The following is a 21,119-nucleotide window of genomic DNA, read 5'->3' on the forward strand; positions in this document are numbered from 1 at the left end:
AGCTCGCTCCCACAGGGTTCAGTGCCGTATTCAACGGTTAGGTACAACAATAAAAGGTGCAGCCATGCCCGCTATCCGTATTGGCATCAACCCGATCTCCTGGAGCAACGACGACCTGCCGTCCCTCGGTGGCGAGACGCCATTGAGCACCGCCCTCGGCGAAGGCAAGGAAATCGGTTACGAAGGTTTTGAACTCAACGGCAAATTCCCCAAGGACGCCAAAGGCGTCGGCGACGTGCTGCGGCCCTATGACCTGGCGTTGGTGTCCGGCTGGTATTCCAGCCGTCTGGCACGGCGTTCCGTGGCCGAGGAAATCGACGCCATCGGCAGTCATGTCGAGCTGCTGGCGAAGAACGGCGCCAAGGTGCTGGTCTATGGCGAGGTCGCGGACTCCATCCAGGGCCAGCGCATTCCTCTGGTCGAACGCCCGCGCTTGCACACCGAACAGGCCTGGCAGGAGTACGCCGACAAGCTCACCGAACTGGCGCGCTTCACCCTGTCCCAGGGCGTGCGCCTGGCCTATCACCACCACATGGGCGCCTACGTCGAATCCCCGGCGGACATCGACAAGTTGATGGCCCTGACCGGCAGCGAAGTCGGCCTGCTGTTCGATTCGGGCCATTGCTACATGGGCGGCGGCGAACCCTTGCAGGTGCTGCGCAAACACATCGAACGCATCTGCCACGTGCATTTCAAGGACGTGCGCAAACCGGTGGTGCAGCTGGCGCGCAACAACCTGTGGAGCTTCCCGGACTGCATCATCAACGGCACCTTCACCGTGCCCGGCGATGGTGATATCGACTTCGGCTCATTGCTCGATGTGCTGCTGGCCGCCGATTACCACGGCTGGCTGGTGGTCGAAGCCGAGCAGGACCCGGCGGTGGCGCCAAGTTATGTCTACGCGAAAAAAGGCTACGACACCTTGCGTGCGTTGCTCGACGAGAGGATCGCGTCATGAGCCTGCTGGTCAAAAGCAACGCCCGCGGCCGCACCATGGTCGAGTTGGGCAACGGCGAGCTGGAATACGTCGGCTTCGCCGCCTACCGCTTGAGCCTGGGCGAAACACTGCCGGTCTCGGCGGGTGATAAAGAACTGTGCCTGGTGCTGCTCAGCGGCCGGGTCAGCATCAAGGGCGAAGCGCCGGGGCAGGGCGCGTTCGACTGGGACAACATTGGCGATCGGCAGTCGGTGTTCGAAGACAAGTCTCCATTCGCCGCGTACTTGCCACCCGGCAGTCAAGCCCAGGTGGTCGCCCTGAGTGATGTGCAAATTGCCGTGTGTTCCGCGCCTGGCTTCACTACTGAAGCCAGTAGCGAAAAGATCGCAGCCTTCGGCAGCTCCTACAGCCCACGCCTGATCAAACCCGACACGATGAAGCGCAGCGTGCGCGGCAAGGGCGCCAACACCCGTTACGTCTGCGACATCCTGCCGGACACCGAGCCCGCCCATTCACTGCTGGTGGTCGAAGTGCGCACGCCGTCCGGACACTCCTCGAGCTATCCACCGCACAAGCACGACACCGACGACCTGCCGCACCAGAGCTTTCTCGAAGAAACCTATTACCACCAGATCAACCCGCCCCAGGGCTTCGTGTTCCAGCGGGTTTACACCGACGATCGCAGCATCGATCAGGCCATGGCCGTGGAAAACAGCGACCTGGTGGTCGTGCCCAAGGGTTATCACCCGGTCAGTGTGCCGTACGGCTACGAGTCGTATTACCTGAACGTGATGGCCGGCCCGAAACGCGTCTGGCAGTTCCATAACGATCCGCAGCACAGTTGGCTGCTTGATCTGTGAACTGAAAAGCCTGAATTCCAACGTCTGAATTCCACTATCTGCACGGAGAACAATAACGATGAGCGACGCTCAGGTTGTAGGCCATTACATAGACGGTCAGGTGCAAGACACCGGCAGTGAGCGGTTCAGCAATGTCTTCAACCCGGCCACCGGCAGCGTGCAGGCACGGGTCGGGCTGGCCAGCGAGAAGACTGTGGACGAGGCAGTCGCATCGGCCCTCAAGGCCTTTCCAGCCTGGTCCGAGCAATCATCCTTGCGCCGTTCGCGGGTGATGTTCAAGTTCAAGGAGTTGCTCGACCGCCATCACGATGAACTGGCAGAAATCATCAGCCGCGAACACGGCAAGGTGTTTTCCGACGCCAAGGGCGAAGTCACCCGTGGCATCGAAATCGTCGAATACGCCTGCGGTGCGCCAAACCTGTTGAAAACCGAATTCAGCGACAACATCGGCGGCGGCATCGACAACTGGAACCTGCGCCAGCCGCTGGGTGTTTGTGCCGGAGTTACGCCGTTCAACTTCCCGGTGATGGTGCCGCTGTGGATGATCCCGCTGGCGCTGGTTACCGGTAACTGCTTCATCCTCAAGCCGTCCGAACGCGACCCGTCCGCCAGTTTGCTGATGGCCCGTTTGCTCACCGAGGCCGGGTTGCCGGATGGTGTGTTCAACGTGGTCCAGGGCGACAAGGCTGCGGTCGATGCGCTGCTGCAACACCCGGACATCGAAGCAATTTCCTTTGTCGGTTCGACGCCGATTGCCGAGTACATCCATCAGCAAGCCACCTCCCGGGGCAAGCGCGTGCAGGCTCTGGGCGGGGCGAAGAACCACATGATCGTCATGCCCGATGCGGATCTGGATCAAGCGGCGGATGCCTTGATCGGCGCGGCGTACGGCTCGGCCGGTGAGCGCTGCATGGCGATTTCGATTGCCGTGGCGGTGGGCGATGTCGGCGACCGCTTGATTGCCAAGTTGCTGCCACGCATCGATCAGCTCAAGGTCGGCAACGGTCTGCAGGGCGACAGTGACATGGGACCTTTGGTGACGGCCGAGCACAAGGCCAAGGTCGAAGGCTTCATTGACCAGGGTGTGGCTCAAGGTGCGCAGTTGATTGTCGATGGTCGTCATTTCAAGGTGCCGGGCGCCGAGAATGGCTTCTTCGTTGGCGCGACGCTGTTCGACAAGGTCACGACCGAGATGAGCATTTACCAACAGGAAATCTTCGGTCCGGTGCTGGGCATCGTGCGTGTGCCGGACTTCGCCAGCGCGGTGGCGCTGATCAACGCCCACGAATTCGGCAATGGTGTGTCCTGCTTCACCAGCGACGGCGGCATTGCCCGAGCCTTCGCCCGCACCATCAAGGTCGGCATGGTCGGCATCAACGTGCCGATTCCGGTGCCCATGGCCTGGCACTCGTTCGGTGGCTGGAAACGCTCGCTGTTCGGCGACCACCATGCCTACGGCGAAGAAGGCATCCGCTTCTACAGTCGCTACAAAAGCGTGATGCAACGCTGGCCCGACAGCATCGCCAAGGGTCCTGAATTCAGTATGCCGACAGCCAAATAATTCACTTGTGCGGAGAACAACAATAATGAGCAAACCCCTGCGTTTCGCCCTGAACCGTATGGTCGCCCCACGTTTGTCCCTGCCCGCGTTCATCGAGTTGGCGGTGACCCTCAAGGCCGACGCCATCGAGATCCGCAATGACCTCAAAGGTGTCGAAATCGAAGACGGCACCGCGCCCGAGCGCGTGCGTGAGTTGTGCGCGGCCAAAGGCATCACCGTGCTCTCGATCAACGCGCTGTATCCGTTTGATGTGTGGAACGACGAGCGCCGGGAGCAGGCCTCGAAACTCGCTGCCTATGCCCGGGACTGCGGCGCGCAAGGGCTGGTCATGTGCCCGTTGAACGACCGTGCCGACCCGCGTACCGAAGCCGAGCGCGCTTCAGGCCTGCGCACGGCGTTGAGTCAGCTGGCGCCGATCCTGCGCGATCACGGGATTCTCGGGTTCATCGAACCGCTGGGTTTCGAAGAGTGCTCGCTGCGCCGTAAACGCACAGCGGTGGACGCGATCAAGGCCATCGGCGGGCTGGATGTGTTCCGGCTGGTGCATGACACCTTTCACCATCATCTGGCCGGCGAGCAGGAGTTCTTCCCTGAGCTGACCGGGCTGGTGCACATCTCCGGGGTCGAAGATGCCGAAGCCCCGCTGGCGACCATTCGCGATGGTCACCGGGTGCTGGTGGGCGAGGGCGACATCCTTGGCAATGCGGCGCAGATCGACACCTTGCTCGCTAGCGGCTACAGCGGCTACCTGTCGTTCGAACCGTTCGCTGACAGCGTGCATGGGCTGGCGGATATCGAGCGGGCGATCGGCGCGAGTATGGATCACTTGCAGAAATCCCTGGCCTGAGGCAGTTATCGAACTGATTGGAGAACCCTTGTGGGAGCGAGCTTGCTCGCGATGGGGCCTGCACATTCAACATTGACGCTGGCTGCCAGTCCGCCATCGCGAGCAAGCTCGCTCCCACAATGATCAGTGTTCACAGCACATACCGGATTTAGCTTCAAAGGAAGGTGCAAGCATGACCACAACAAGACTGACCATGGCCCAGGCCCTGGTGAAATTCCTCGATAACCAGTACATCGAGGTCGATGGGGTCCAGAGTAAATTCGTCGCCGGGATCTTTACCATTTTCGGCCACGGCAACGTGCTGGGCCTGGGCCAGGCCCTGGAGCAGGACAGCGGCGACCTGGTCGTTCATCAGGGCCGCAATGAGCAAGGCATGGCCCATGCCGCCATCGGGTTCGCCAAGCAGCATCTGCGACGCAAGATCTACGCCTGCACTTCGTCGGTGGGGCCTGGCGCGGCGAACATGCTGACCGCTGCCGCCACGGCGACGGCCAACCGTATTCCCTTGCTGCTGTTGCCCGGTGATGTCTATGCCTGCCGCCAGCCCGACCCGGTGTTGCAACAGATCGAGCAGTTCCACGACCTGAGCATCAGCACCAACGATGCGTTCAAGGCCGTGAGCAAATACTGGGACCGCATCAACCGTCCCGAGCAACTGATGACGGCGGCGATCCACGCCATGCGGGTGCTCACCGACCCTGCGGAAACCGGCGCTGTGACCCTGGCCTTGCCGCAAGACGTGCAGGCCGAGGCCTACGACTATCCCGATTATTTCCTGCAAAAACGCGTGCACCGCATCGAGCGTCGTCCGGCTACCGAAGCCATGCTCGGTGATGCACTGGCGTTATTCAAAGGCAAGCGCAAACCGTTGATCATTTGCGGTGGCGGGGTACGTTATTCCGGTGCCAACGCCGCATTGCAGGCGTTTGCCGAGCGCTTCGACATTCCTTTCGCCGAAACCCAGGCCGGCAAGAGCGCGGTAGTGTCCAGCCATCCGCTGAACGTCGGCGGGATTGGCGAAACCGGTTGCCTGGCGGCGAACCTGCTGGCCAGGGACGCTGATCTGATCATTGGCATTGGCACCCGTTACAGCGACTTCACCACCGCGTCGAAGTCCTTGTTTCGGCACCCGCAGGTGCAATTTCTCAACCTCAATATCAGCCCCTGCGACGCTCTGAAACTCGACGGCGTGCAGTTGCTGGCGGACGCCAGAACCGGTTTGTCGGCGCTGGCCGAAGCGCTGGGTGATTATCGCTCGAGCTGGGGCGATCAACCCCGTCAGGCCAAGGCGCAACTGGATGAGGAAGTCGATCGCATCTATCAGGTGGAATACCAGGCCAAGGATTTCGTCCCGGAAATCAACGACCACATGGACCCGGCGGTACTGCGCGAATTCATCGAGCTGACCGGCTCCTGCCTGACCCAGAGCCGCGTGCTCGGGGTGCTCAATGAAACCCTGGCGGACGACGCAGTGATCGTCGCCGCCGCCGGCAGCTTGCCTGGCGACTTGCAGCGCAGCTGGCGCAGCAAAGGCGTGAACACCTACCACGTCGAGTACGGCTATTCCTGCATGGGTTACGAGGTCAACGCTGCGTTGGGCGTGAAACTCGCCGAACCGGATCGTGAGGTTTATGCGCTGGTGGGCGACGGCTCCTACATGATGCTGCACTCGGAGCTGGCGACCTCGATTCAGGAGCGGCGCAAGATCAACGTGGTGCTCCTGGACAACATGACCTTTGGCTGCATCAACAACCTGCAGATGGAACACGGCATGGACAGCTTCGGCACCGAGTTCCGCTTCCGCAACCCGCAAACCGGCAAGCTCGATGGCGGCTTTGTGCCGGTGGATTTCGCCATGAGCGCGGCGGCCTATGGCTGCAAGACTTACAAAGTGAACACCATTGAAGAGCTGAAGGCTGCACTGGCGGATGCGCGCTTGCAGACGGTTTCGACGCTGATCGATATCAAGGTTTTGCCCAAGACCATGATTCACAAATACCTGTCGTGGTGGCGGGTCGGTGTGGCGCAGGTTTCCACCAGTGCCCGTACCGATGCGGTAGCCAAGACCCTGAACGAACGACTGGCCAAGGCCCGTCAATACTGATTGCCCTGAAACGAACCCACAGGAGTGTTTATATGTCTTTGCTTTCTAATTCGTTGCGCATTGGCGTCATCGGCACCGGGGCCATCGGCCAGGACCACATCCGTCGTTGCAGCCAGACCTTGCTCAACAGCCAGGTCGTGGCGGTGACCGACATCAATTTGCAGCAAGCGGCCAAGGTCGTTGCCGATCTCAAGCTGACCGCCGAGGTTTATCCCGACGGCCATGCGCTGATCAAGGCGCCGGAAGTCGAGGCGATCCTCGTTACCTCCTGGGGGCCGAGCCACGAAGCGTTCGTGCTGGCAGCGATTGCCGCCGGTAAGCCGGTGTTCTGCGAGAAACCGCTGGCCGTCACTGCCGAAGGCTGCCGCAAGATCGTCGAGGCTGAAGTGGCTCATGGCAAGCGGTTGGTACAGGTCGGTTTCATGCGCCCGTACGATGAAGGGTATCGGGCGCTGAAATCAGTGATCGGCAGTGGCCAGATCGGCGAGCCGTTGATGCTGCATTGCGCCCACCGCAACCCGACCGTGGGCGAGAACTACAAGACCGACATGGCGATCACCGACACCCTGATCCATGAGCTGGATGTGCTGCGCTGGTTGCTCGATGACGACTACGTGTCGGTACAGGTGGTGTTTCCGCGCAAGACCAGCAAGGCCCACGCCCATTTGAAAGACCCGCAGATCGTGCTGCTGGAAACCGCCAAGGGCACGCGCATCGATGTGGAAGTGTTCGTCAATTGCCAGTATGGCTACGACATCCAGTGCGAAGTGGTGGGGGAGACCGGTATCGCCAAACTGCCGGAACCGTCCCAGGTGCAGTTGCGCAGTGGCGCGAAGCTGTCCAATGCGATTCTGATGGACTGGAAGGACCGGTTCATCGCTGCGTATGACGTCGAATTGCAGGCGTTCATCGATGCTGTGCGCGCCGGGCAGGTCGGTGGGCCTTCGGCGTGGGATGGCTTCGCAGCGGCGGTGGCGGCGGATGCGTGCATCGAGGCGCAGAACAGCGGGGCGATTGTCAAAGTCGGCCTGCCAGAGCGCCCACACTTCTACGGTTAACGATGATCCCCTGTGGGAGCGAGCCTGCTCGCGATTGCGATCTGACAGTCACATAGATGTTGGATGTGCTGCCGCCATCGTCGGAGCGCCGCCCGGAGCAGGCTCGCTCCCACAAGGGGAGTGGTGAAGGAGAATAAAAATGCGCATCGCACTAGACCCCTACATGTACCGCAACCTGTCCCTGGGCAAGATGGTCGACAAGGTCGCCGAGCTCGGTTACGAACACATCGAGCTGTCGCCCCGGGAAGATTTCCTGCCGTTCTACAAAGCCCCACGGGTCGACAAGGCGCGGATCAAGGAATTTCGCAAAGCCCTGAGCGACACCGGGGTCAAACTCTCTTCTTTATTACCGATGTACCACTGGGCCGCTGCCGATGAAGGTTTGCGCGTGGCCGCGGTGCGCAACTGGAAGCGCGCGATCCAGATTGCCGTAGAGATGGACTGCGAACTGGTCAACACCGAGTTCACCGGCCAGTCGGACAACCCGCTGGTGTGCGAGAACCAGTTCATGCGCTCCATGGATGAGCTGATCCCGGAGTTCGAACGCGAAGGCATCAAGCTCGATATCCAGGCTCACCCGTATGATTTCTGCGAGCGCAATAACGAGTCGGTGGACATCATTCGTGGTCTGGATCGTGACTGGATCAACTACCTCTACGCTGCGCCGCACACGTTTTTCTATGACGATGGCGTCGGTGATATCGCCTCGATGCTCAAGTACGCCGGGTCGAAACTGAGTCATCTGATTATCGCTGACACCTACAACCACAAGGCGTCTTCGGGCTTGCGCTACATCGTCAACCCGCCGGGCGTCACCGCCACCGTGCACCAGCATCTGGACATCGGCCAGGGCGAGGTCGATTGGGACGCGTTCTTCGGCACCTTGCGCGAGATCAAGTTCGATGGCATTGCCACCGTCTCGGTGTTCGCCTGGGAGGACCGGCCGGACGAGTCCAACCGGATGATGCTCGAACGCGTCAAAAGCGAACTCTGCCGTTGAATACCTACGAAAATCCTGTGGGAGCGAGCTTGCTCCGGGCGGCGTTCCGACGATTGCGATCTGACAGTCACATAGATGTTGAATGTGCTGCCGTCATCGCGAGCAAGCTCGCTCCCACAGAGGTCGCGTTCTATAAGGAGAATACTTTCATGCGCATCGGACTTGTCGGATACGGCCATGGCGGCCGGTTTTTCCATGCTCCACTGATCAGCAGTTTGCCGGGTGCAACCTTCGTCGGTGTGGTTACCCGTTCAGCGGAGCGGCGCCAGTTGCTGGCGGCAGAACACCCCGGCGTGCCGGCCTTCGACAGCATCGGCCAACTGGTCGAAATCGGGGTCGATGTGCTGGTAGTGTCCACACCGCTCAAAGGTCGCCCGGCGCTGGTGCTCGACGCCATCGAACACAATGTGGCGGTGGTCAGCGACAAGCCGTTCGCCGCTGACGCGCAACAGGCGCAAACCCTGATCACCATGGCCGAGCGCCAGGGTGTGCAACTGAGCGTCTACCAGAACCGGCGCTGGGACTCGGACTTTCTCACCGTGCGCAAACTCATCGAGTCCGGTGCGCTGGGGCAGGTCACCCGTTTCGAATCGCGGATCGAACGCTATTTGCCACAGTCGGTGAACAACGGCAGTGGCGGTGGTTTCCTGCGTGATCTGGGCAGCCATCTGGTGGATCAGGCGTTGTTGCTGTTCGGTCCGGTGACACGGGTCTACGCCGAGCTGGATTATCTGGAGAAAGACCAGACGTTCGATAACGGCTTCTTTATGTCCCTGACCCACGCTAGCGGTGTGACCTCGCACCTGGGCGGCAGTTGCCTGCAAAACACCCCCGGCCCGCGCTTTCGCGTGACCGGCACTCAAGGCTGTTACAGCGTCGATGGTCTCGACGGGCAGGAGGCGTCGGCGCTCGCCGGGCTGACACCGAAATCCGAAGGTGAACGCTGGGGCGTGGAAGAGCATCGCCGCTGGGGCTGGTTCGAACAGGGCGAAGTGCGCGAAAGAGTTCCCTCCGAGCGTGGTTGCTGGAATCAGTTCTATTTACAGCTGCAAGGCGCATTGCAGAGCGGTGGCCCACTGCCTGTGGAGGCCCATGATGCACTGGCGACCACCCGCGTGCTAGACGCTGCGCGGCTGAGTTTCGAGCGCCATCAGGTGGTGCAATTGAGCGCCTTCGAGAGTCATGGAATAAAATCAGAATAAAATTCTAAAATGAGTTGATATGGAAAATATTTTCCAATAAAGTCATTTCCAGCGAGCTGCCTCGCACCCGGTTCCAACTCTTTTCCCGCTTGCCCGCTTACTGAAATCGTCACGCCTTATCCATAAAACCAACAAGAATGTGGAGAAAGACTTTTCATGAAGACCAAGATCCGTTTCGCCTCACTCGCCTTGTCCCTGATGTTCGCCAGCGGCGCTGCACTCGCTGACATGAAGATCGGCGTCAGCATGTCGCAGTTCGATGACACCTGGCTGACCTACCTGCGCGAATCCATGGACACAAAAGCCAAATCCTATCCCGATGGCGTCAAGTTGCAGTTCGAAGACGCGCGCAGCGACGTGGTCCGGCAGTTGAGCCAGGTAGAAAGCTTCATTAGTCAGAAGGTCGACGCCATCGTGGTCAACCCGGTGGATACCGCCGCGACCAAAAAAATCACTGAATCGGCGGTCAAGGCCGGCATTCCGCTGGTGTACGTCAACCGCCGTCCCGATGACCTGAACCTGCCCAAAGGCGTGGTCACTGTCGCCTCCAACGACCTGGAAGCCGGTCAGATGCAGATGCAATACCTGGCCGACAAAATGGGCGGCAAGGGTGACATCGTGATTCTGCTGGGCGACCTGGCGAACAACTCCACCACCAACCGTACCAAGGGCGTCAAAGAGGTGCTGGCCAAGTACCCGAACATCAAGATCGAGCAAGAGCAAACCGGTATCTGGTTGCGGGACAAGGGCATGACCCTGGTCAACGACTGGCTGACCCAGGGCCGCAAGTTCGACGCGGTCGTCTCCAACAACGACGAGATGGCCATTGGCGCCGCGATGGCCCTGCAACAGGCCGGGGTGGAAAAGGGCAGCATCCTGATCGCCGGTGTCGACGGTACGCCTGACGGTTTGAACGCAGTGAAGAAGGGCTCTCTGGTCGTCTCGGTGTTCCAGGACGCCAAGGGTCAGGCCGACGGTTCGATCGAGACGGCAGTGAAAATGGCCAAAAACGAACCGGTCGAGTCGGCCGTGTGGGTGCCGTATCGCTTGATCACGCTACAAAACGTTGACCAGTTCAAATAGTCCGTCCGTTCAATAACAACAATAAACACGCAAGGTAGCAACCGCGACCTTGCTGATGGAGTACCTGATCATGTTCGCTTCAGCGACTGCTTCGAGCACCCCATTGATGGGTGTCCAGCCAACTGTAACGCCTGTCGATGAGCCGTACCTGTTGGAGATCGTCAACGTCAGCAAGGGTTTCCCCGGGGTGGTGGCCTTGTCCGACGTGCAGCTGCGGGTACGCCCCGGCTCCGTGCTGGCCCTGATGGGCGAGAACGGCGCGGGCAAATCCACCTTGATGAAAATCATCGCCGGCATCTACCAGCCGGACGCCGGCGAACTGCGCCTGCGGGGCAAACCGGTGATCTTCGAAACGCCCCTGGCGGCGCTGCAGGCCGGGATCGCGATGATCCACCAGGAACTCAACCTGATGCCGCACATGAGCATCGCCGAGAACATCTGGATCGGCCGTGAGCAGCTCAACGGTTTCCACATGATCGACCACCGGGAAATGCACCGCTGCACGGCAAAGTTGTTGGAGCGTCTGCGCATCAACCTTGATCCGGAGGAGCATGTCGGCAACCTCAGCATCGCCGAACGGCAGATGGTCGAGATCGCCAAGGCGGTGTCTTACGATTCCGACATCCTGATCATGGACGAACCGACCTCGGCCATCACCGACAAGGAAGTCGCCCACCTGTTTTCGATCATTGCCGACCTGAAAAGCCAGGGCAAAGGCATCATCTACATCACCCACAAAATGAACGAAGTGTTCGCTATCGCCGATGAAGTGGCGGTGTTCCGCGATGGCGCTTACATAGGCCTGCAGCGGGCCGACAGCATGGATGGCGAAAGCCTGATTTCGATGATGGTCGGGCGTGAACTGAGCCAGTTGTTCCCGGTACGCGAGACGCCGATCGGCGATCTGCTGCTGTCGGTGCGCGACCTCAAGCTCGATGGCATTTTCAAGGACGTGTCCTTCGATCTGCATGCCGGTGAGATCCTCGGCATTGCCGGGTTGATGGGCTCGGGGCGGACCAACGTCGCCGAGGCGATCTTTGGCATCACCCCGAGCGACGGTGGCGAGATTCGCCTCGACGGCGAAGTGGTGCGCATTACCGATCCGCACATGGCCATCGAAAAGGGCTTCGCCCTGTTGACCGAGGATCGCAAGCTCAGCGGCTTGTTCCCGTGCCTGTCGGTGCTGGAGAACATGGAAATGGCAGTGCTGCCGCATTACGTCGGCAACGGCTTTATCCAGCAGAAAGCGTTGCGCGCCTTGTGCGAGGACATGTGCAAAAAGCTGCGGGTGAAAACACCGTCACTGGAGCAGTGCATCGACACCTTGTCTGGCGGCAATCAGCAGAAAGCCTTGCTGGCGCGCTGGCTGATGACCAATCCACGAATCCTGATTCTCGACGAGCCGACCCGTGGCATCGATGTCGGCGCCAAGGCCGAGATCTACCGGCTCATTTCCTATCTCGCCGGCGAAGGCATGGCGGTGATCATGATTTCCTCGGAGCTGCCGGAAGTGCTCGGCATGAGCGATCGGGTCATGGTCATGCACGAGGGCGACCTGATGGGCACCCTCGAGCGCAGCGAAGCGACTCAGGAACGAGTGATGCAACTGGCCTCGGGCATGTCCGTGGTTCACTAATGGATGCCGGCGCTGGCCCGGCCAGCGTCGACGACGCGATAGAAGGGTGAGTGGTTATGAACGCGATACTGGAAAACAAACCGGCAACGGCACCGGTCAAGAGTCGCCGGCGCTTTCCGACTGAACTGAGTATTTTCCTGGTGCTGATTGGCATCGGCCTGGTGTTCGAGGTATTCGGCTGGATCGTGCGCGACCAGAGCTTCCTGATGAACTCCCAACGCCTGGTGCTGATGATCCTGCAAGTGTCGATCATCGGCCTGCTGGCCATCGGCGTGACCCAGGTGATCATCACCACCGGCATTGACCTGTCCTCAGGCTCGGTGCTGGCGTTGTCGGCAATGATCGCCGCCAGCCTGGCGCAGACCTCGGATTTCGCACGGGCGGTATTCCCGTCGCTGACTGACTTGCCGGTATGGATTCCAGTGATTGTCGGGCTCGGCGTCGGGCTGCTGGCGGGGGCAATCAACGGCAGCATCATTGCCATTACCGGGATTCCACCGTTCATTGCCACCTTGGGCATGATGGTCTCAGCCCGTGGCCTGGCGCGTTACTACACCGAAGGCCAGCCGGTGAGCATGCTATCGGACTCCTACACGGCCATCGGTCACGGCGCGATGCCGGTGATCATTTTTCTGGTGGTGGCGGTGATCTTCCACATCGCGCTGCGCTACACCAAGTACGGTAAATACACCTACGCCATCGGCGGCAACATGCAGGCGGCGCGTACGTCCGGGATCAACGTCAAACGCCATCTGGTCATCGTCTACAGCATCGCCGGGTTGCTGGCGGGGCTGGCGGGCGTGGTGGCTTCGGCCCGTGCCGCCACCGGCCAGGCCGGGATGGGCATGTCCTATGAACTGGATGCGATTGCCGCAGCGGTCATCGGTGGTACCAGTTTGGCGGGCGGAGTAGGGCGCATCACCGGCACGGTCATCGGAGCACTGATCCTTGGGGTGATGGCCAGCGGATTCACTTTCGTCGGGGTCGATGCCTACATCCAGGACATCATCAAAGGCTTGATCATCGTGGTCGCGGTGGTCATTGACCAATACCGCAACAAGCGCAAACTCAAACGCTGAATTTGACTGCAAAAACAGCGAGGGCCAGTTCTGGCTCTCGCTTCGCAATACCCCCTCATGGTTGTCTCGCTGAAAATGAATCAGTCCGACATCTGCTCGGTGAGCAGAACGACCGCGATGATGATCATGGCCGCTCCGGAGAACCGACTGACCCACTGAGCGGCGGCGGGGCGTGCCTGGAAACGGCCTGTGAGCCAAATCCCACCAGCAGATAGATAACGCCACAACTGACGGTGTGGACGAGCCCCAGCGCAATCATCTGCATTGGGACAGACCAGGTAGCGGTTGCGTCGGTGAATTGTGGCAATAGCGCCAGGAACAGCAGGAACACTTTCGGGTTCAGCCCGCTGACGCAAAGCCCCTTGAGCGCCCAGCGCTTCCAGGAACCCGACACCTGGATGTCCTCAGCATGGGGTGTGGAGGGACGGGCAAGCATGTTGATGCCTAACCAGAACAGATAAGCCGCCCCGGCAACCGTAAGCACCGTCAAGACAACGGGGTGGTTGGCGACCAGCGCGCCAACACCGGCGGCAACAATCACGGTTGCAATCAAATGGCCGGACAAAAGCCCGCCCACAGCGGGCAGGACGACCCGGCCCTTCAAACCTGCCGAAATCGCGTATGCCCAATCTGCACCGGGCGTGATGACGAACAGAATCGACACCGCCCAGAAAGCAACAAAAATACTGAAGGTCATGGCGCCAGGCACTCCCGTTGATGACACACCGCTCTCTGCATCGTCCCGCTCCGCAATCACAGGCCGCCTCATCTTTGGTCAAGGGAGTGCGGCGTTAATGGTGAGAGGAAGAATAATGAAATGTTGTTAGAATTAAATTTCAAAAGTAATCGTTAATGTGCGATTTAAGGGGAGATATTTCTATATGGACAGGATTGATCGAAAGATTCTTTCTGAGCTGCAAAAGGATGGTCGCCTTTCGGTCACAGAACTCGCTGAGCGAGTGGGACTGAGCCTTTCCCCTTGTCATCGGCGAGTACGGGCACTGGAAGAGTCGGGTGTGTTGCTTGGCTACAGGGCACAGCTGGACCCAGGCGCACTCGGCCTGAATTTTTCAGCGATGGTGTTTGCCACGCTTCGTGAGGGCGACAGGCAAGCTGTCGAGGCTTTCGAGACGGCGCTCGTCGAGATCCCGCAAGTGGTTGATGCCCAGAGGTTATTCGGGGAGCCGGACTACCTGCTGCACGTCATCACACAGGATTTGCCAGCCTTCCAGCAGCTATACGATGAGAGCCTTTCGACCTTGCCCAACGTACAGCGGTTGACCTCGACCCTCGTTATGAAACGGGTCGTTCAGGATAGGCCGCTTCCTTTGTGATGGCGTGGCAAGCCCTGCGGTTTGGTCTTTCGATTTCGCAAAACGCTATTCACTCAACGAAAAACGCCGCTGATTCCCGACCGGGACAGCGGCGTTAACGGTTAGTGTCGGGCGCTATTTGTAATGTTTCTCATAGACGGCAACCTGCTCCGGCGTGATCAGTTGGAAGGGCACCCAGACATCCGTCTCGACCGGCTCACCCTTGATCATTTTGATGGCCGCTTGCAGCGCAGTGGCCGCTTGGGCCTTGGGGTCTTGAAAGACCGAGGCCACCAGCATCCCGCGCTTGATCGCCGCGAGGCCGTCGGGCAGGCCGTCGATGCCGACAATCGCAATTTCACCCTTGGCTTTGCCGGCCTGCTGCAGTGCCATGGCGGCGCCGATGGCCATCTCGTCATTGTTGGCGACAATGGCATCAAAACTCGTGCCGGCCAGCAGCCAGTTGCTGGTCAGGTCCATGCCTTTGTTGCGCTGCCATTCGGCGCTTTGCTGTTCGACAATCTTGATCCCGGGATAGTCCTTGAGCACCTGTTTGACGCCTTCGGTGCGGTCGTGCGTGGAGTTTTGCGCGAGGTCGCCCATGATGATCGCGAGAGTGCCTTTACCTCCCAGTTTTTCGGCCAGGTAGCGCATTTGCAGTTGCCCGGCCTCAATGTCGTTCGACGCCACGGTGACAACCCCTTTGGGCAAGACGCGTTCGTCCGGGTGGCGGTTGACGTAGACCAGTGGTGTCTGCGCTTCGACGGCGGCACGGGTCATGTTGGCGGTGGCGGCGGTGTCTACGGGCAAGACGATGACCGCATCGACTTTCTGGTTGAGAAAGCCCTGGACCTGATTGAGCTGGCGAACCACATCGCCTTGGGCGTCCTCGAACTGGATCTGGACGTTGTCCTTTTTGGCGGCTTCCTCCAGGCCGCTGCGCACATAGGTCATGAAGTTGTCGTCGACCCTGGCAATGCTGACACCGATGCGATAGCTGGCGGCGGCCCATTGGCTGAAGACGAGTAGCAGCGTGGCAAAAAGTAGTGTGCAGCGACGCATGATGGTTTTCCTTTTGTTGTTATAAGCCGACATTCATCAAGATCAGGGGGGAGGGTTGCTGGCGCGCGTAGAGTCAACGTCCGGGCGCGCCGCAGGTTCCTCAATCCAGCGTGAACGCTTGCCGGAAACGTTCGAGTGCCGCTTCGCTGTCGCCGCTGGCCCAGCCCTCAAGCCCGACGACACCGGTGTATCCCATGCCGAACAAGGCTTTGGCAATGGCCGGGTAATGGATTTCGCCGGTGCCCGGTTCCATGCGTCCAGGGACGTCAGCGACCTGGATTTCGCCGATGGCGCTGCCGGCGCGCTGGATCAGTTCGATCAGGTTCCCTTCGCCAATCTGCGCATGGTAAAGGTCCAGGTTCATCTTCAGGTGAGGGCTGCCCACGGCCTCGATCAGCGCCAGGGTATCGTCGGCGCGAGCGAACGGCGTGCCGGGGTGGTCCACTTCGGTATTGAGGTTCTCCAGCAGGAACACCCGGCCGGCGTCTTCGCCCAGGCGAGCGATTTTCTCCAGGGTCTTGCAGGCGCTCAACCACATGCGTCCGGTGGTGTGAGCCACGGGTTTGACTGGCAAACCTTGATCGCCCAGACCCGTGCCATGCAAGTTGAGGCTCGGGCAATTCAATTGGGCGGCAACGGCCAGCGATTCCCGTGCGCTGTCGAGCAGGTGCCGGATATCCTCGGGGTCGGTCAAATTGCCCGAGATGTAGCCGGTCATGGAGGTGAAGTCAGCGCCGGTGGCGACCAGGGCCGGAATGTCTTTGGTCGTCCAGCTCCAGATTTCGGCGCTGAAGCCCAGTGCATGAATGCGTTTGACCCGTTCGGTGAACGGCAGGTCGAGGAACACCATTTCGGCGCTGATCGACAGTTTGAACGGTATGAAACTCATGAGCGGGCTCCTTGCACGCGCACGGCTTTGCCTTGCTGGAACGACTCGATACACGCGCGGGCAATGGCCAGTGCCGCCCGGGCATCTTCGCCGCTAGCGAGTGGTTTTTCGCCGGTACGCAGGCAGTCGACAAAGTGGTTGAGCTCTGCCACATAGGCATCACGCAACAGGTCGGTGTCCAAACGCTGGGTGTCGGCCTGGATGCCATTGGCCAGGTAGCGAACCAGGTCAGAGTCATTGATGCTGCCCATGCTCAGCATGCCGGCGCTGCCGAACACTTCGCCCCGAACGTCGTAGCCATACACCGCCTGGAAATTCGCCTCGGCGGTGGCGATGGCGCCGTTGTCGAAACGGATCGTGACCACAGCGGTGTCGAGCAAACCCTTGTCCTTGAAGTCCGGAGCGATCAGGGCATCGGCCATGACAAACACCTCAACCGCTTCGGCGCCGGGATTGAGGTAGCGCAGGGTATCGAAGTCATGGATCAGGGTTTCGAGGAAAATCACCCACTGCGGCGAGGCGGCGGGATTGTTCAGGGCCGGATCGCGTGTCAGCGAGCGCAGCAGTTGCGGCGTACCGATACGTCCGGCGACCACGTCCAGGTGAGCCGTCCGGAAGCTTTTGGCAAAGCGGCGGTTGAAGCCGACCTGCAGCGTCACTCGCGCATCGGCAGCCGCAGCGATGGCGCGGTCGGCTTCGTCCAGGGTAATGGCCATGGGTTTTTCACAGAACACCCCTTTGCCGGCCCGTGCCGCACTAATCACCAATTCGGCATGGCTGCGGGCCGGGGCGGCGATCAACACGCCGTCGATTTCCGGGTCATCGAGCAATTGCTGTGGATCGGTGTAGACCCGCTGTACACCCAACTCAGCGGCGAGGCGCGCGGCCTGGCCAGGTGTCGGGTCGGCGATGGCGGCCAGGCAGGCACCGGGAATGTGCCGGGCCGCGGTCTGACCGTGGAAGCTGCCCATGCGGCCGGCGCCGATGAGGCCCAGGCGGATGACTTTGGATGCACTCATGAAATGACTCCCTTTTATTGTTGTTCAACGACTCGACAGCAGGAATGTCCTCGCTGCTACAAAGCAGGGAGCAAGCGCCATGCCAATTTTTAAGTGATTGATATTTAAGGGTTTAATAATATTAATTTGAATTAAGTGTTCAGTCAGATGACATGTCTATACTGACATGTCGAAAATATGAACATATGGACACAGAGTGAATCCACAGCCGATGGCCTTCAGCGCGCAAGACCTCGATTACATCGCCGCAATCGGACCGGCGTCGTTGAACGCAGGACCGATCGCAGAGCTGGAACAGGCCTGGCTGGCGTGTCTGAGGGGGGGCATCGATCGACCTGCCGGGGTCAGGCAGGTGATTTGGGACTCCTGGTTGCGCAGCGTCAGTGCTGGCCTCAACCCTGAGGATGGTGTGTACCGGTTTGTCGCCCCCGCCGACCTGGCCGCGACGCTGGCAGCCAATCGCGCGTTGATCGCAGCGGCAGCGGAGGTCATGCGCGGATTGCTGGCGTACAACCCCAGAGGTCATATCAATCTGACCGATGCCCAAGGAACGATGCTGTATTCCTGCGGCCTCGATCTCACGCCGGTGGGCAGCCAACTGCTGGAGTCGGTGCAGGGCACCAACTGCACGGGGCTGGCGCTTGCCGAAGACCGATTGGTGTATGTGCTGGCCGAGGAAAACTTCGGGGTCGACCTGCGTCGGCGGCGCATGCATTGTGCCGCCGCGCCGATCCGGGATGCCCAGGGCCGGACACTGGCCATGCTGACCCTGACCGCAGAGCCCGGCTGGTTTCATTTCCATACTCTGGGCACCGTCCAGGCCGCAGCCGAAGCGGTTTCGCGGCAGATGGCGCTACAGGCCTTGCTGGAAGAACAACAAGCCGTGCTTGAAGTGCTGAACGAGGGACTGGTGGTGCTGGATGAGCGCGGCTGCATCAAGGCGCTCAACCGTTATGCCCGGCAATTGTTTCGCGTGGGCCTGGATTTGCTGGGCAGTCCGTTCCAGCGTCTGGGCCGCAGCGAACTGACCAATGAGGTTCTGCTGCGCGGCGGGGAAGGGCAGCAGTCTGAAGGGATAAGAGATCTGGATTGCACCTTTGAATTGCATGATCGCAGCCAGCTGGCGTGCCTGGTGTCCGTGTGCTCACTGGAGCAAGGCGGGCGCATCGTTTCGTTGCGGGAGAACCGACGCATCCGGGAAATTACCCGGCGGATCATCGGCACTCAGGCCAGCTACACCTTCGAAACCATTCAGGGCAGTTCGCGAGCCATTCAGGACGCGTTGCACTTGGGACGGATCGCCAGTCGCAGTGACTCGACCACACTGATCCTGGGCGAAAGCGGCACCGGCAAGGAGTTGTTCGCCCAGGCGATTCATAATGGCAGTGACCGGTGCAGTGGTCCGTTTGTGGCGGTCAATTGCGGGGCCATTCCGCGAGATTTGGTGCAGAGCGAACTGTTCGGGCATGTCGAGGGCGCCTTCACCGGATCGGCCCGTGGCGGTTCGGCCGGTAAGTTCGAATTGGCCGATGGCGGAACGATCTTCCTCGACGAAATCGGTGACATGTCTTTTGATGCCCAGGTCAGCCTGCTGCGGGTCTTGCAAGAAGGCGAGGTGACGCGGGTGGGCGCAAAGAAATCCCGGCAGGTGAATGTCCGCATCATCGCGGCCACCCACCGCAACCTGAGTCAGGCAGTGGCCGATGGTGCGTTCCGTGAGGATCTTTACTACCGGCTCAACGTACTGAATCTGACGGTTCCACCCCTGAGGATGCGCCGCGAGGATGTGCCCTTGCTGGCGCAACATTTTCTTGGTCGTTGCGCACGCTCGCTGCGCAAATCGGTGCAGGGCATCTCGCCACAGGCGCTGGATATTCTTTGCGCCTACCACTGGCCAGGCAATGTTCGCGAGCTGGAAAACACCATTGAGCGGGCGACCAATCTGGCAGTGACCGAACTGATTCAACCCGAAGACCTACCGCTCGAAATCAAGCAAAGACTGCGGCCTTCGGCGCCGGGAAACGTGCCTGAGCCTCGGGCGGCCATGGACCTCGGCACTCATGAAATGAACGCGATCATCACGGCCCTCAGGGATACCCGCGGCAACATCCGCCTGGCCGCCAAACAGCTGAACGTTTCCCGTGGCGGGCTGTACAACAAGATGAATCGGTTCGGGCTGAGTGCCGATGCTTTTCGTTCGGAACCCGAGCGCTGAGGGGTTAACCAAAAATGCCCTCGCCACAGGTTCAGCCTCGAGCGTTCTCGCAAGTCATGATCTGCAATGGAATATGAATTCGATGCCGGACAGGATCGAAGTCCGGTGTGGTTTGCAGTTCGATCAGCAAGTCGACCAGCGCAGCCGCCAGCAATCGCGGCTGGGAGTCGATGACCAGGCTGATCAATCCCTGGGCCAGGGCTTGGCGCGAAAGCTCGGTCGATTCCTGAAGAATGCTGCACAGCGACGGCTGTTTTGGTAGCTGCGACAGGGCACTGATGATGCCGTCGCCGCCACCGCCGACCACGCACAAACCCCGCAAGTCGTCATGTCGCGCCAGCAGTTCCAGAGTGGCCTCTTCGGTGACGTCACAGTTATCCAGGTTGATCACCGCTTCGAGTAGCTGCAACCCCGGTGCATGCTCCGTCAGATAACTGCGCAACCCCTCCACCCGCGCCTGATGGCCGAGAAAACGGTGGCCGCCCAGCAGTACCCCGACGCTGCCTTTGTGGGCACCGCAGGTATGGGCCAGCAGCCAGCCCATGGTGCGTCCGACTACATGATTATCCTGACCGACGTAAGGCTCATTTGCCGCCTCGTGGATGTCGGACAGCAGTGCGATCACTGGCACGCCCGCGGCCCTGATCTGAGCGATGGCGGCATTGATCAGTGGGTGAGCGAAGCTGACCACCGCCAGGCCATCGCACTGCACTGCCAGTTGTTCGATCTGGGCAATGATGGCGCTGGGTGAGCGATCGAAGACGTACTCGAACTGGCAGCTGAGGTTGGCGCCGGCCTGACGCTGTGCCGCCTCGGTGATGGCGGCGGCAACGTTGGCATAGAACGCCTGGGCGGTGCCGAGCAACAGGATGCCGAAACGATAGCTGGGGCGCCGTTCGCGGATCCGCTGGCCGATCAGCCGGGCCGCGAAATAACCCACCGCCTCGGCGGCCTGGAACACCTGCTCGGCGGTAGCCGGGTTCACCGGAGCCCTGGCATTGAGCACCCGGTCCACGGTGGCGACACTCAAACCGGCACGCTCGGCGACCGTGGCGATGGTTGGGCGTTTAGTGTTGTTCATGGCGAGCCCCCGGGCGCTTTGATAGAAAACTATCAAGCTGCAATGGGCCTGGATGATAGCTTGATAGGGAATGTATTCAAGGGCTTGAGGGTAATCTTTGTGCTCTCTATCTTTTCTCAAGCGATGTGATCCCGCATCGAAGCAAGTGCCTTAAACCATCAAGCTTGCGGAGA

The 21,119-nt window shown here is 60.2% G+C and carries 17 protein-coding genes and 1 pseudogene; 13 read left to right on the top strand and 5 right to left on the bottom strand.

All coding sequences use genetic code 11. The annotated features are described in order from the left end of the window. The first annotated feature begins 64 nt into the window (after positions 1 to 64). From iolE to AC3IT9_RS11195, 11 genes are all read left to right on the top strand, one after another. The gene (gene iolE, locus AC3IT9_RS11145) at positions 65 to 958 is read left to right on the top strand and encodes a myo-inosose-2 dehydratase (RefSeq protein ID WP_150727274.1); all 894 of its coding nucleotides are present in this window, start codon (positions 65 to 67) and stop codon (positions 956 to 958) included. Further along, complete coding sequence (gene iolB, locus AC3IT9_RS11150) at positions 955 to 1,797, top strand: 5-deoxy-glucuronate isomerase (RefSeq protein WP_151213032.1); 843 nt, start codon at positions 955 to 957, stop codon at positions 1,795 to 1,797. Before iolE ends, iolB begins: the two co-directional genes overlap by 4 nt. Before the next feature lie 58 nt (positions 1,798 to 1,855). Beyond that, positions 1,856 to 3,358, top strand: coding sequence for a CoA-acylating methylmalonate-semialdehyde dehydrogenase (locus AC3IT9_RS11155; RefSeq protein ID WP_489273057.1), 1,503 nt, complete (start codon positions 1,856 to 1,858; stop codon positions 3,356 to 3,358). 25 nt (positions 3,359 to 3,383) lie between these two features. Beyond that, positions 3,384 to 4,205, top strand: coding sequence for a TIM barrel protein (locus tag AC3IT9_RS11160; RefSeq protein WP_150752339.1), 822 nt, complete (start codon positions 3,384 to 3,386; stop codon positions 4,203 to 4,205). A gap of 172 nt (positions 4,206 to 4,377) precedes the next feature. After that, positions 4,378 to 6,309, top strand: a complete 1,932-nt coding sequence (gene iolD, locus AC3IT9_RS11165; RefSeq protein ID WP_489273058.1) for a 3D-(3,5/4)-trihydroxycyclohexane-1,2-dione acylhydrolase (decyclizing) — start codon at positions 4,378 to 4,380, stop codon at positions 6,307 to 6,309. 32 nt (positions 6,310 to 6,341) lie between these two features. Further along, complete coding sequence (gene iolG / locus AC3IT9_RS11170) at positions 6,342 to 7,367, top strand: bifunctional inositol 2-dehydrogenase/D-chiro-inositol 1-dehydrogenase (RefSeq protein WP_150752337.1); 1,026 nt, start codon at positions 6,342 to 6,344, stop codon at positions 7,365 to 7,367. A gap of 139 nt (positions 7,368 to 7,506) precedes the next feature. After that, positions 7,507 to 8,367 (top strand): sugar phosphate isomerase/epimerase family protein, encoded by an 861-nt coding sequence (locus AC3IT9_RS11175; RefSeq protein WP_150727280.1) that lies wholly within the window; start codon positions 7,507 to 7,509, stop codon positions 8,365 to 8,367. Between the two features lie 149 nt (positions 8,368 to 8,516). Continuing rightward, positions 8,517 to 9,569, top strand: a complete 1,053-nt coding sequence (locus AC3IT9_RS11180) for a Gfo/Idh/MocA family protein (RefSeq protein ID WP_489273060.1) — start codon at positions 8,517 to 8,519, stop codon at positions 9,567 to 9,569. Between the two features lie 156 nt (positions 9,570 to 9,725). Continuing rightward, a complete protein-coding gene (locus AC3IT9_RS11185) occupies positions 9,726 to 10,652 on the top strand; it encodes a sugar ABC transporter substrate-binding protein (RefSeq protein ID WP_423503601.1) in 927 nt (308 codons plus the stop codon). A 70-nt stretch (positions 10,653 to 10,722) separates the two neighbouring features. Further along, positions 10,723 to 12,288 (top strand): sugar ABC transporter ATP-binding protein, encoded by a 1,566-nt coding sequence (locus AC3IT9_RS11190; protein ID WP_489273062.1) that lies wholly within the window; start codon positions 10,723 to 10,725, stop codon positions 12,286 to 12,288. A 56-nt stretch (positions 12,289 to 12,344) separates the two neighbouring features. Next, positions 12,345 to 13,367 carry an ABC transporter permease gene (locus tag AC3IT9_RS11195; protein WP_007986627.1) on the top strand — a complete coding sequence of 341 codons (1,023 nt, stop codon included), beginning with the start codon at positions 12,345 to 12,347 and terminating at the stop codon, positions 13,365 to 13,367. A gap of 80 nt (positions 13,368 to 13,447) precedes the next feature. On the opposite strand, the pseudogene AC3IT9_RS11200 reads toward AC3IT9_RS11195, so the two are convergent. Continuing rightward, positions 13,448 to 14,064: pseudogene (locus tag AC3IT9_RS11200) on the bottom strand (LysE family translocator). Between the two features lie 184 nt (positions 14,065 to 14,248). Between AC3IT9_RS11200 and AC3IT9_RS11205 the strand changes: the two are divergent. Further along, on the top strand, positions 14,249 to 14,701 hold the full coding sequence (locus AC3IT9_RS11205; protein WP_151213024.1) for an Lrp/AsnC family transcriptional regulator: 453 nt from the start codon (positions 14,249 to 14,251) through the stop codon (positions 14,699 to 14,701). A gap of 114 nt (positions 14,702 to 14,815) precedes the next feature. Here the strand turns inward: AC3IT9_RS11205 and AC3IT9_RS11210 are convergent, their stop codons facing one another. From AC3IT9_RS11210 to AC3IT9_RS11220, 3 genes are all read right to left on the bottom strand, one after another. Further along, entirely contained in the window at positions 14,816 to 15,742 is a 927-nt protein-coding gene (locus AC3IT9_RS11210; protein ID WP_150727285.1) for a sugar ABC transporter substrate-binding protein, read from the bottom strand. 100 nt (positions 15,743 to 15,842) lie between these two features. Continuing rightward, positions 15,843 to 16,631, bottom strand: a complete 789-nt coding sequence (locus tag AC3IT9_RS11215; RefSeq protein WP_489273063.1) for a TIM barrel protein — start codon at positions 16,629 to 16,631, stop codon at positions 15,843 to 15,845. After that, positions 16,628 to 17,650 carry a Gfo/Idh/MocA family oxidoreductase gene (locus AC3IT9_RS11220; protein WP_489273065.1) on the bottom strand — a complete coding sequence of 341 codons (1,023 nt, stop codon included), beginning with the start codon at positions 17,648 to 17,650 and terminating at the stop codon, positions 16,628 to 16,630. The genes AC3IT9_RS11215 and AC3IT9_RS11220 overlap by 4 nt, the downstream gene beginning before the upstream one ends. 211 nt (positions 17,651 to 17,861) lie before the next feature. Here AC3IT9_RS11220 and AC3IT9_RS11225 point away from each other — a divergent pair, with 211 nt between their 5' ends. Then, the gene (locus AC3IT9_RS11225) at positions 17,862 to 19,865 is read left to right on the top strand and encodes a sigma-54 interaction domain-containing protein (RefSeq protein WP_489273504.1); all 2,004 of its coding nucleotides are present in this window, start codon (positions 17,862 to 17,864) and stop codon (positions 19,863 to 19,865) included. Positions 19,866 to 19,896: 31 nt separating this feature from the next. On the opposite strand, the gene AC3IT9_RS11230 is transcribed toward AC3IT9_RS11225, so the two are convergent. Continuing rightward, positions 19,897 to 20,946: a substrate-binding domain-containing protein gene (locus AC3IT9_RS11230; RefSeq protein ID WP_150727289.1), complete on the bottom strand. Its 1,050-nt coding sequence runs from the start codon at positions 20,944 to 20,946 to the stop codon at positions 19,897 to 19,899. Positions 20,947 to 21,119: the final 173 nt, after the last annotated feature.

The sequence above is a fragment of the Pseudomonas sp. KH_046_1 genome, assembly GCF_057839025.1.

Bases quoted from the DNA above. Each gene is read 5' to 3' on its own strand.
- iolE (WP_150727274.1), top strand. From the start codon at position 65: ATGCCCGCTATCCGTATTGGCATCAACCCGATCTCCTGGAGCAACGAC.
- iolB (WP_151213032.1), top strand. From the start codon at position 955: ATGAGCCTGCTGGTCAAAAGCAACGCCCGCGGCCGCACCATGGTCGAG.
- AC3IT9_RS11155 (WP_489273057.1), top strand. From the start codon at position 1,856: ATGAGCGACGCTCAGGTTGTAGGCCATTACATAGACGGTCAGGTGCAA.
- AC3IT9_RS11160 (WP_150752339.1), top strand. From the start codon at position 3,384: ATGAGCAAACCCCTGCGTTTCGCCCTGAACCGTATGGTCGCCCCACGT.
- iolD (WP_489273058.1), top strand. From the start codon at position 4,378: ATGACCACAACAAGACTGACCATGGCCCAGGCCCTGGTGAAATTCCTC.
- iolG (WP_150752337.1), top strand. From the start codon at position 6,342: ATGTCTTTGCTTTCTAATTCGTTGCGCATTGGCGTCATCGGCACCGGG.
- AC3IT9_RS11175 (WP_150727280.1), top strand. From the start codon at position 7,507: ATGCGCATCGCACTAGACCCCTACATGTACCGCAACCTGTCCCTGGGC.
- AC3IT9_RS11180 (WP_489273060.1), top strand. From the start codon at position 8,517: ATGCGCATCGGACTTGTCGGATACGGCCATGGCGGCCGGTTTTTCCAT.
- AC3IT9_RS11185 (WP_423503601.1), top strand. From the start codon at position 9,726: ATGAAGACCAAGATCCGTTTCGCCTCACTCGCCTTGTCCCTGATGTTC.
- AC3IT9_RS11190 (WP_489273062.1), top strand. From the start codon at position 10,723: ATGTTCGCTTCAGCGACTGCTTCGAGCACCCCATTGATGGGTGTCCAG.
- AC3IT9_RS11195 (WP_007986627.1), top strand. From the start codon at position 12,345: ATGAACGCGATACTGGAAAACAAACCGGCAACGGCACCGGTCAAGAGT.
- AC3IT9_RS11205 (WP_151213024.1), top strand. From the start codon at position 14,249: ATGGACAGGATTGATCGAAAGATTCTTTCTGAGCTGCAAAAGGATGGT.
- AC3IT9_RS11210 (WP_150727285.1), bottom strand. From the start codon at position 15,742: ATGCGTCGCTGCACACTACTTTTTGCCACGCTGCTACTCGTCTTCAGC.
- AC3IT9_RS11215 (WP_489273063.1), bottom strand. From the start codon at position 16,631: ATGAGTTTCATACCGTTCAAACTGTCGATCAGCGCCGAAATGGTGTTC.
- AC3IT9_RS11220 (WP_489273065.1), bottom strand. From the start codon at position 17,650: ATGAGTGCATCCAAAGTCATCCGCCTGGGCCTCATCGGCGCCGGCCGC.
- AC3IT9_RS11225 (WP_489273504.1), top strand. From the start codon at position 17,862: ATGGCCTTCAGCGCGCAAGACCTCGATTACATCGCCGCAATCGGACCG.
- AC3IT9_RS11230 (WP_150727289.1), bottom strand. From the start codon at position 20,946: ATGAACAACACTAAACGCCCAACCATCGCCACGGTCGCCGAGCGTGCC.